The organism is Kribbella sp., from assembly GCF_035655035.1.
Taxonomy (GTDB): domain Bacteria; phylum Actinomycetota; class Actinomycetes; order Propionibacteriales; family Kribbellaceae; genus Kribbella.
The window spans coordinates 1-9480 of sequence record NZ_DASRVN010000079.1 but is presented as its reverse complement, the minus strand read 5'-3'; the positions used below and the strand labels follow the sequence as shown (position 1 = coordinate 9480).

At 68.6% G+C, this 9480-nt stretch carries 8 protein-coding genes, 1 rRNA gene and 1 pseudogene; 9 read left to right on the top strand and 1 reads right to left on the bottom strand.

All coding sequences use genetic code 11. The annotated features are described in order from the left end of the window. The 6 genes and pseudogenes from VFF46_RS04990 to VFF46_RS04965 form a co-directional block, all read left to right on the top strand. A pseudogene (locus tag VFF46_RS04990) lies at nt 1-233 on the top strand (acetylglutamate kinase); the annotation flags it as partial. Between the two features lie 75 nt (nt 234-308). Continuing rightward, on the top strand, nt 309-1520 hold the full coding sequence (locus VFF46_RS04985; protein ID WP_325035827.1) for an acetylornithine transaminase: 1212 nt from the start codon (nt 309-311) through the stop codon (nt 1518-1520). Further along, complete coding sequence (argF, locus tag VFF46_RS04980) at nt 1520-2452, top strand: ornithine carbamoyltransferase (RefSeq protein ID WP_325035826.1); 933 nt, start codon at nt 1520-1522, stop codon at nt 2450-2452. Before VFF46_RS04985 ends, argF begins: the two co-directional genes overlap by 1 nt. Further along, nucleotides 2449-2961 carry an arginine repressor gene (locus VFF46_RS04975; RefSeq protein WP_325035825.1) on the top strand — a complete coding sequence of 171 codons (513 nt, stop codon included), beginning with the start codon at nt 2449-2451 and terminating at the stop codon, nt 2959-2961. The genes argF and VFF46_RS04975 overlap by 4 nt, the downstream gene beginning before the upstream one ends. A gap of 11 nt (nt 2962-2972) precedes the next feature. Further along, the gene (gene argH, locus VFF46_RS04970; RefSeq protein ID WP_325035824.1) at nt 2973-4400 is read left to right on the top strand and encodes an argininosuccinate lyase; all 1428 of its coding nucleotides are present in this window, start codon (nt 2973-2975) and stop codon (nt 4398-4400) included. A 52-nt stretch (nt 4401-4452) separates the two neighbouring features. Continuing rightward, nucleotides 4453-5181 (top strand): DNA-3-methyladenine glycosylase, encoded by a 729-nt coding sequence (locus VFF46_RS04965; protein WP_325035823.1) that lies wholly within the window; start codon nt 4453-4455, stop codon nt 5179-5181. Here VFF46_RS04965 and VFF46_RS04960 read toward each other — a convergent pair whose 3' ends face one another. Further along, complete coding sequence (locus VFF46_RS04960) at nt 5182-6129, bottom strand: LLM class flavin-dependent oxidoreductase (RefSeq protein ID WP_325035822.1); 948 nt, start codon at nt 6127-6129, stop codon at nt 5182-5184. A 121-nt stretch (nt 6130-6250) separates the two neighbouring features. Between VFF46_RS04960 and VFF46_RS04955 the strand changes: the two genes are divergently transcribed. The 3 genes from VFF46_RS04955 to VFF46_RS04945 form a co-directional block, all read left to right on the top strand. After that, on the top strand, nt 6251-7288 hold the full coding sequence (locus VFF46_RS04955) for an App1 family protein (RefSeq protein ID WP_325035821.1): 1038 nt from the start codon (nt 6251-6253) through the stop codon (nt 7286-7288). Nucleotides 7289-7451: 163 nt separating this feature from the next. Then, a complete protein-coding gene (tyrS, locus tag VFF46_RS04950; RefSeq protein ID WP_325035820.1) occupies nt 7452-8744 on the top strand; it encodes a tyrosine--tRNA ligase in 1293 nt (430 codons plus the stop codon). 597 nt (nt 8745-9341) lie between these two features. After that, nucleotides 9342-9480: ribosomal RNA gene (locus tag VFF46_RS04945) — 16S ribosomal RNA — on the top strand; the annotation flags it as partial.

The following is a 9480-nucleotide window of genomic DNA, read 5'->3' as shown; positions in this document are numbered from 1 at the left end:
TGTACCGCAACTGGCCGGACAGCGACGAGATCATCACCCAGATCGACACCGCCGAGCTGGCCGAGCTGCTGCCGTCGCTGGCGTCCGGCATGGTCCCGAAGATGGAGGCCTGCCTGCGCGCGGTCGAGTCGGGCGTGTCCCGGGCGACCGTCATCGACGGCCGCGTGCCGCACTCGCTGCTGCTGGAGATCTTCACCGACGCCGGAAGTGGAACCCAGGTGATCCCCTCATGACCGAACGAAGTGAGGTCATCATTCAATACAGCCCGCTCGTGCCTCATCGGCGCCCGGAGCGAAGCGAGGACGTCGATGAGTGAACTGCTGACCGTCGACGGCACGCAGGCCGCGCTGACCACTCGTTATGCGGGCGCCTTGATGAACACCTTCGGGGCGCCGAAGCGGGTGCTGGTCCGCGGCGAGGGCGCGTACCTGTGGGATGCCGACGGCAACAAGTACCTCGACCTGCTCGGCGGGCTCGCGGTGAACTGCCTCGGCCACGCGCACCCGTTCGTGGTGTCCGCTGTCACCTCGCAGCTCGCCACGCTCGGGCATGTCTCGAACTTCTTCGCGTCCGCGCCGCAGATCGCGCTCGCCGAGAAGCTGCTGGGCCTTTTCGATGCCCCAGAAGGTGTCACAGGCAAGGTGTTCTTCACGAACTCCGGCACCGAGGCGAACGAGGCCGCCTTCAAGATCACCCGGCGCACCGGCCGGACCAAGATCGTCTCCACGATCGGCGCGTTCCACGGCCGGTCGATGGGCGCGCTCGCGGTGACCTGGAAGCCGGCCTACCGGGAGGCGTTCGCGCCGCTGCCCGGCGACGTCGAATTCGTCCCGTACGGCGATGCCGAGGCGCTGGCCGCGGCCGTCGACGACCAGACGGCGGCGGTGGTCCTCGAGCCGATCCAGGGCGAGAACGGCGTCGTCGTACCGCCGGACAGCTACCTGCAGGCGGCGCGGCGGATCACCTCCGAGCACGGCGCGCTGCTGTGGATCGACGAGATCCAGACCGGGATCGGCCGGACCGGATCCTGGTTCGCCTTCGAGAAGGACGGGATCACGCCGGACCTCGTGACGGTCGCGAAGGGCCTCGGCGCGGGCATCCCGATCGGCGCGTGCATCGGGCTCGGCGCGGCGGCGGACCTGCTGCAGCCGGGGAACCACGGGACCACGTTCGGTGGCAACCCGGTCGCGGCGATCGCCGGCCTCGCGGTGCTGACCGTGATCGAACGGGACGGCCTGCTCGACCAGGTGAATGCCATCGGCAACCACCTCACGGACGCGGTGACCGCACTCGACCATCCGCTGATCGAGGGCGTCCGCGGGCGCGGGCTGCTGCTCGCGATCCAGCTGACGCAGCCGGTGTCGGACCAGGTCGCGGCGCTCGCGCTCGAGGCCGGGTTCATTGTCAACAATCCGATTGCCGACGCGTTGCGGCTGGCGCCGCCGTACATCCTCGGCAAGGCTGACGCGGACAGTTTCGTCGCGGCCCTCCCCGGGCTGCTCGACAAGGTGGAGATCTGATGGTGCGGCACTTCTTGCGGGACGACGACCTGTCGCCGGTCGAGCAGGACGAAGTACTGACGCTGGCCGCACAGCTCGCCGGGGACCGGCACGGGCACAAGCCGCTGGCCGGTCCGAAGACCGTGGCGGTGATCTTCGACAAGACGTCGACCCGGACCCGGATCTCGTTCGCGGTCGGGATCGCCGAGCTCGGCGGTTCGCCGCTGATCATCGACGCGCAGACCTCGCAGCTCGGCCGCGGCGAGCCGATCGCGGACACCGCGCGTGTGCTGGACCGGCAGGTCGCGGCGATCGTATGGCGGACGTTCGCGCAGACGCGGATCGAGGGGATGGCGGCCGCGTCGTCGGTGCCGGTCGTGAACGCGCTGACCGACGAGTTCCACCCGTGCCAGATCCTCGCCGACCTGCAGACCGTACGGCAGCACAAGGGCGCGACGGCCGGTCTGAAGCTGGTGTATCTCGGCGACGGCGCGAACAACATGGCGCACTCGTACCTGCTCGGTGGCGCGACCGCCGGCATGCACGTGGTGGTCGGTTCGCCCGCCGAGTACCAGCCGGACCCGGCGATCCTGTCCCGGGCCGCTGAGATCGCCGCGTCGACCGGTGGATCCGTTGCGTGGACCGCGGACGCCGCTGCCGCCGTGGACGGTGCCGATGTGGTTGCCACCGACACCTGGGTGTCGATGGGCCAGGAGTCCGAGGCTGCCTCGCGCGAGGCGCCGTTCGTGCCGTACGCGGTGACCGGGCAACTGCTCGGCAAGGCGAAGCCGGATGCGATCGTGTTGCACTGCCTGCCCGCCTATCGTGGCAAGGAGATCGAGGCGGCCGTGATCGACGGACCGCAGTCGGTCGTCTGGGACGAGGCCGAGAACCGGCTGCACGCGCAGAAGGCGCTGCTGTCGTGGCTGCTGGCAAGGAGCTTCAAGGGATGAGCTACGCCGTACCGACCACCAAGACCGCGCGGCAGCAGCGGATCGTCGATCTGCTCGGGCGGCAGCCGGTGCGGTCGCAGACCGAGCTGGCCGACCTGCTCGCCGCGTCCGGCCTGGTAGTCGGGCAGGCGACGCTCTCGCGGGACCTGGTGGAAATCGGTGCGGTCAAGGTCCGCGACACGACGGGCCAGCTCGTGTACGCCGTACCGGGGGAGGGCGGTGACCGTACGCCGCGGGCCGGCGAGGCGGCCGCGTTCGAGGCGCGGCTGGCCCGGGTCGCGTCCGAGCTGCTCGTGTCCGCCGAGGGCAGCGCCAACCTGGTGATCCTCCGAACTCCGCCGGGAGCGGCCCAGTACTTCGCGTCGGCGATCGACCACGTGGGGCTGGACGACGTTCTCGGCACCATCGCCGGCGACGACACCGTGATGGTCGTCTCCCGCAACGCCACCGGCGGTCAGGCTCTGGCCGCCCGCTTCTTGTCCCTGGCCGCCCGCTCCGAACCGAAGTAGAGGACGTTGTTGTGAGTAGTGCAGAGAACGCCGCCCGGGACACCGCGCTCTGGGGAGCCCGCTTCTCGGGTGGTCCGGCCGACGCGCTGGCGGCGCTGAGCAAGTCGACCCAGTTCGACTGGCGGCTGGCGCCGTACGACATCGCCGGGTCGAAGGCACACGCCAAGGTGCTGCACCGCGCGGGGCTGCTGTCCGACGACGACCTGACCGCCATGCTCGCGGGGCTCGACGAGCTGCTGGCCGACGTACTCGCGGGTCGCTTCCTGCCCGCCGATGCCGACGAAGACGTCCACACCGCTCTGGAGCACGGGTTGCTGGTACGGCTCGGTCCGGAGCTGGGCGGTCGGCTGCGCGCCGGTCGTTCCCGCAACGACCAGGTCGCGACGCTCTTCAAGAGCTACCTGCGCGAGCACGGCCGGATCATCGGGCGGCTGGTGCTGGAGCAGGTGAACACTTTGGCCGACCAGGCTGAACGGCACCTCGGTGTGGCGATGCCCGGCCGTACGCACCTGCAGCACGCGCAACCGGTGCTGCTGTCGCACCAGTTGCTCGCGCATGCGTGGCCGCTGATCCGGGACCTCGACCGGCTGGCCGACTGGGACGCCCGGGTGGCGGCGGATTCGCCGTACGGCTCGGGTGCCCTGGCGGGTAGCTCGCTCGGGCTGGACCCGGTCTTCGTCGCTCGGGAGCTCGGGTTCACGAACTCGTCGGCGAACTCGATCGACGGTACCTCGGCGCGGGACTTCGTCGCGGAGTTCGCGTTCGTCACCGCGCAGATCGGCATCGACCTGTCCCGGCAGGCCGAGGAGGTGATCATCTGGGCGACGAAGGAGTTCGGTTTCGTCGAGCTGGACGACGCGTTCTCGACCGGGTCGAGCATCATGCCGCAGAAGAAGAACCCGGACATCGCGGAGCTCGCCCGCGGCAAGGCGGGCCGGCTGATCGGCAACCTGAGCGGCCTGCTGGCGACGCTGAAGGCGCAGCCGCTCGCGTACAACCGCGACCTCCAGGAGGACAAGGAGCCGGTCTTCGACTCCATCGACACTCTTGAGGTGCTGCTGCCCGCGTTCACCGGGATGATCCGCACGCTGCGCTTCAACACCTTGCGGCTCGAGGAACTCGCTCCCCAAGGCTTTTCGCTGGCGACGGACATCGCCGAATGGCTGGTCCGCCAGCAGGTCCCTTTCCGGGTCGCCCACGAACTCGCCGGCGCCTGCGTCCAGGAATGCGAGAAGCGCGGCATCGAACTCTGGGACCTCACCGACGAAGACCTGGCGGCGATCTCCCCCCACCTCACCCCCGAGGTCCGCACCGTCCTCTCCGTCCAAGGCTCCCTCTCCTCCCGCAACACCCGAGGCGGCACCGCTCAACCCCAGGTCACGGCCCAACTAACCGAACTCCGCACCCACCTGACCCAACACACCACCCGCCTCACCTGACAGACACCGGCCGGAGGGCCGGCTTGGCCAGCGGTCGCCTAAGGTGCTGCGCATGCGGCGTTCTATTCTGGCTGGTCCTGTGTTGGAAGTGGCGCCGAAGCTACTGGGGATGGTGCTGCGCAGCACCACCGAAGACGGAACGGTCGCGGTCCGCCTGACCGAGGTGGAGGCGTACGACGGCCCGAACGACCCCGGCTCGCACGCCTATCGCGGTCAGACCGCCCGCACCGAGGTGATGTTCGGCCCACCCGGCCACCTGTACGTGTACTTCACGTACGGCATGCACTTCTGCATGAACGTGGTCGCCGGCCCCGACGGCAAACCGTCCGCCGTCCTGCTCCGCGCCGGCGAGGTCGTCGAAGGCCTCGACCTCGCCCGCGCCCGCCGCGGCCACCCCACCCCGCAACAGTCCGCCTTCAACCAGTCCACCCCGCGCCAGGCGGACGTACGAGAGGACCCGCCGGGTGTACGTCCCACCCCAGCCGGCATACGACCGGGACCGGTGGCCAAGCGCCTACCGGCCAACCCGGACCGCGACCTCGCTCGCGGCCCCGCCCGGCTGTGTGTTGCCCTGGGCATCGGACGTGAAGGCAACGGTGTCGACCTGCTCGCGAAGAACGCCCCCATCCAGCTCCTCGACGGCCCCGGCTACGACGGCGTACCGTCCACCGGCCCCCGCGTCGGCCTCCGCGACGCCGCCGACCGCCCCTGGCGCTTCTGGATCCCGAACGACCCCACGGTCTCGCCGTACCGCCCCCACGTCCCCAAGAAGCGCCCCTAACTAGCGCCGCGCCAGCTCGAGCACGTAGTCCAGCTGCGGCAGCCCGTGCTCCACCTCCGGATCCGGGAACAGCCCGACATGCTGCACCCCGACCGCCTCCAGCCCGTCGAGGTGCGCGGCCGCATCCTCCACCGTCCCGATCGCACCGATCGCCGTCCACCAGTCACGCGGCATCCCGACCAGCCCCGCCTCGCCGGACGCCTCGTACAACTTCCGCAGCTCCTCGAAGAACGGCAACGCGGTCACCTGCGGCGCGCGGTCCGCGATCCGCCACCCGAGCCACGGCGCGGTCCACTCGTACGCCGCCTTCCGCTCCTCCCGCACGCACATCGCGGTGAACGTCGCCACCACGAACCCCTCGGGCGATCCGGCGTACTCCACCGACTGCCGCACGTACGCCGCGGTCGCCGGCTCCGCGAGCACGACCCCGTCCGCGGCCCGCCCCGCGAGCGCCATCGACTTCGGCCCCTGCACGCCGAGCAGGATCGGCGGCACCACGTCCGGCGGCGCGTCCAGCTTCACCTTGTCGAGGTACACCTCTTTGCCCTTGAAGCTGACCTCCTCACCCCGCAGCAACCGCGTGACGCTCGTCGTGACCTCCTCGAGCGCAGTCAGCGGCGACTTCGGCCGCACACCCATCTGCCCCATCCACGACTGCACACCATGACCGATCCCCGGCAGGAACCGCCCCGGCCCGAGGGCCTCGAGCGTCGCGAACTCCATCGCCGTCACGGCCGCCGTCCGTACGACTCCCGGAACGATCCCGAGCCCCACGGTCAACCGCTCGGTCGACGTCAGCGCGGCCGACACCAGCGACGGCCCGGCGGTGAAGAAACAGTCCTCGATGATCCACAGCTCGTCCGCGCCACCCTGGTCGAGCCGGCGGGCCACGTCGGTGACGAGCGCGGCCGGATAGGTACGCGGGAAGCACATTCCGATAGCGGTCATGGGTAGACGGTAGGAGACGGTCCCGACAGTTTCCCGGGCAGTTCGTGAAGGACGCGTCAAAGCTGTCCACGGACCGCGGGGGAGGACGACTAGCGGCCCGTGGTCCGGGTAGGTTTCTGGCATGGCCCGTCCGCACTACGCATCCCGTCTCGAGGACTGGTTCAACGTCGGGGTGCAGGCGGTGTTGCGGCGGCGTGGCTGGCAGGAGCGGATCATCCCGCAGGTCGGGTACGGCAACACCGAGTTCGTGCGCGTCCTGGCGCGGGTGGTGCTCGGTCGCGATCCACGCAACCAGCCGCGGTACGACGAGGACCAGGTGGTGCGGGGCTGGCGCGCGTTCGTCACGGCGCCGGCTGTGAAGGTTCCGGTCACGGTCACCGTCAACGGGCAGACGTTCGACGCCGTCACCGACCGCGGCGGCTTCATCGACCTGACGGTCCCGGTGGTGCTGCCCCCGGGTTGGCACGAGATCGTCCTGGGCGTGCACGGCGACCGGCAGGCGCGGGCGCGGATCTTCGTCCCGGATCCGGACGCGACGTTCGGTCTGGTCAGCGACATCGACGACACGGTGATCCTGACGATGCTGCCGCGTCCACTGATCGCGGCCTGGAACACGTTCGTCCGGGACGAGCAGGCGCGCCGCGTCGTACCAGGAATGGCAGGGCTGTACGAAGAGCTGCTTGCAGACCACCCTGGCGCGCCGATGTTCTACCTGTCGACAGGCGCGTGGAACACGGCCCCGACACTGACCCGCTTCTTCGAACGGCACGGGTACCCGCCGGGGCCGTTGCTGATGACGGACTGGGGGCCTACGAACACAGGCTGGTTTCGTAGCGGCCAAGAGCACAAGAGGACTGCCCTACGCCGGCTGGCGCGTGAGTTCCCGAAGGTGCGGTGGGTGCTGGTCGGTGACGACGGCCAGCACGACCCCCAGCTGTACGGCGACTTCGCACAGACCCACCCGGACCACGTGCTCGCTATTGGGATCCGCCAGCTGACCCCGGCCGAGCAGGTGCTGTCACACGGTCTACCGGTGCCTAACACGGACCCCGGCGCTCACGACCCGCACCGGCCGACGGCGGTCACGGTGCAGGGGCCGGACGGGCACGCGCTCCGCGCGCAGCTCCGTTCGGTGCTCACGCGTCCCGAGACCACCTGAGCGGCCGGTTCTCGCCGTACAGGACATGAGTGTCCCGTACGCGATGCAGCTTGGCGCTATCGGCGCCCAGGCACGCACCTCGGCGCACTTGGACACCGCTATCGTTCAAGCTGCATCGCGTACGGGACACTAGTGGTGACCGACGTACTCGAGGAGAGAACTAGTGACCGAACGCCGCACTCAGGTGCTTGACGACCTGGAGAGCCGTGGCCTGATCGCCCACTCCACCGATCCAGACGCCCTCCGGGCCTCGATGGCGGCGGGGCCGATCACCTCATATGTCGGGTTCGACCCCACCGCGCCCAGCCTGCACATGGGCAACCTGCTGCAGCTGCTGACCCTGCGGCGGCTGCAGCTCGCCGGCCACAACCCGATCGGGCTCGTTGGTGGCGCCACCGGATTGATCGGTGACCCCAAGGAGACCTCCGAGCGGGTGCTGAACCCCAAGGACCTGGTCCACGAGTGGGTCGAGCGGGTGCGCGGCCAGGTCGAGAAGTTCATCGACTTCGACCAGTCGCTGCCGAACCCGGCGCGGATCGTCAACAACTACGACTGGACCAAGGACCTGAACACCTTGGACTTCCTGCGGGACATCGGGAAGCACTTCCCGGTGAACCGCATGCTCGGCCGTGAGGTGGTGAAGGCGCGGCTGGAGCAGGGGATCAGCTACACCGAGTTCAGCTACGTGCTGCTGCAGTCGCTGGACTTCCTGGAGCTGTACCGGCGGCACAACTGCACGCTGCAGACCGGTGGCAGCGACCAGTGGGGGAACCTGACGGCCGGCGTCGAGCTGATCCGCCGTACCGACCAGGGCAAGGCGCACGCGTTGGCGACACCACTGGTCACGAAGGCGGACGGGACCAAGTTCGGGAAGACCGAGTCCGGGACCGTGTGGCTGGACCGGGAGCTGACGACGCCGTACGCGTTCTACCAGTTCTGGTTCAACAGCGACGACCGCGACGTGATGCAGCTGGTGCGGTTCTACACGTTCCGTACGGCGGAGGAGATCGCCGCGCTGGAGCAGGCAACTGCCGAGCGGCCCCAGGCGCGGGAGGCGCAACGCGTACTGGCCGAGGACGTCACGACGCTGGTGCACGGCGCTGAGGAGACCCGGCGGGTGCAAGAGGCGTCGAAGGCGTTGTTCGGACAGGGGGAGCTGGCGTCGCTGGACGGCTCCACGCTCGTCGCCGCCCTCCGCGAGGCACCGCATGTGGAGCTGGGCGCGGGTGAACAGATGCCGACGTACGGCGACCTCCTGGTGAAGTCCGGGCTGGTCGCGAGCAAGTCGGCCGCCCGCCGGACGGTGTCCGAGGGCGGGGCGTACCTGAACAACGAGAAGGTGAAGGACGCGGAGTACGTGCCGGCCGCGGAGGACCTGCTGCCGGGTGGCGTGCTGGTGCTGCGGCGCGGGAAGCGTTCATTTGCAGGGGTTCTGGCGTCGCCGGCGCAGGGCTGACGGACTCGTCGCCGCCCGGAGGTGGGGTTGATGTCCACTCCCACATCCGGGTTGCCGAAGGCAAATTACAAGCCTGTGATTCAGCCCACCGGGAGCCGATTTGACCGGCTACCTGCGAGCCACGTAATGTTCTTCTTGTTGGAAGCGAGGCGCGGGACGCGAAAGCGGCCGGTCGCTCCAAAACCCCCAAAGGCTAGCTTAGCCGGAACGTGTCTTCGGACTCGGGTCGGTCAGCAAGACGCGGGTGGGGATCGAGAAAAACTGGGTCTTGACTCGGTGGATCTGATCCGGTAGAGTAACGCAGGTTGCCCCGGGAGCCTGGCTGAAAGGCCAAGCTGCGGTGTGCGTCCGATTCTTGAGAACTCAACAGCGTGCCGAAAGTCAATGCCGAAAGATGCATTAACCCCGTCCACAGGCGTTGAACGATCTTCCTAAGCCCCCCTGGTTTCAGGGTTGGGTGCGGGTTGGTTGTTGTCTGTGGCGGATTCCTTTGAAATATAACGGATGACATGCCAGTAATGGTTTTGTTTCTGATGTTCAAAGGGTCTACTCAATGTAGTCTGTTTTCCACGGTTTGCTGTGGTTGACATATAGATTTCAACGGAGAGTTTGATCCTGGCTCAGGACGAACGCTGGCGGCGTGCTTAACACATGCAAGTCGAGCGGTAAGGCCCTTCGGGGTACACGAGCGGCGAACGGGTGAGTAACACGTGAGCAACCTACCCTCAACTTTGGG

Bases quoted from the DNA above. Each gene is read 5' to 3' on its own strand.
- VFF46_RS04985 (WP_325035827.1), top strand. From the start codon at position 309: ATGAGTGAACTGCTGACCGTCGACGGCACGCAGGCCGCGCTGACCACT.
- argF (WP_325035826.1), top strand. From the start codon at position 1,520: ATGGTGCGGCACTTCTTGCGGGACGACGACCTGTCGCCGGTCGAGCAG.
- VFF46_RS04975 (WP_325035825.1), top strand. From the start codon at position 2,449: ATGAGCTACGCCGTACCGACCACCAAGACCGCGCGGCAGCAGCGGATC.
- VFF46_RS04965 (WP_325035823.1), top strand. From the start codon at position 4,453: ATGCGGCGTTCTATTCTGGCTGGTCCTGTGTTGGAAGTGGCGCCGAAG.
- VFF46_RS04960 (WP_325035822.1), bottom strand. From the start codon at position 6,129: ATGACCGCTATCGGAATGTGCTTCCCGCGTACCTATCCGGCCGCGCTC.
- VFF46_RS04955 (WP_325035821.1), top strand. From the start codon at position 6,251: ATGGCCCGTCCGCACTACGCATCCCGTCTCGAGGACTGGTTCAACGTC.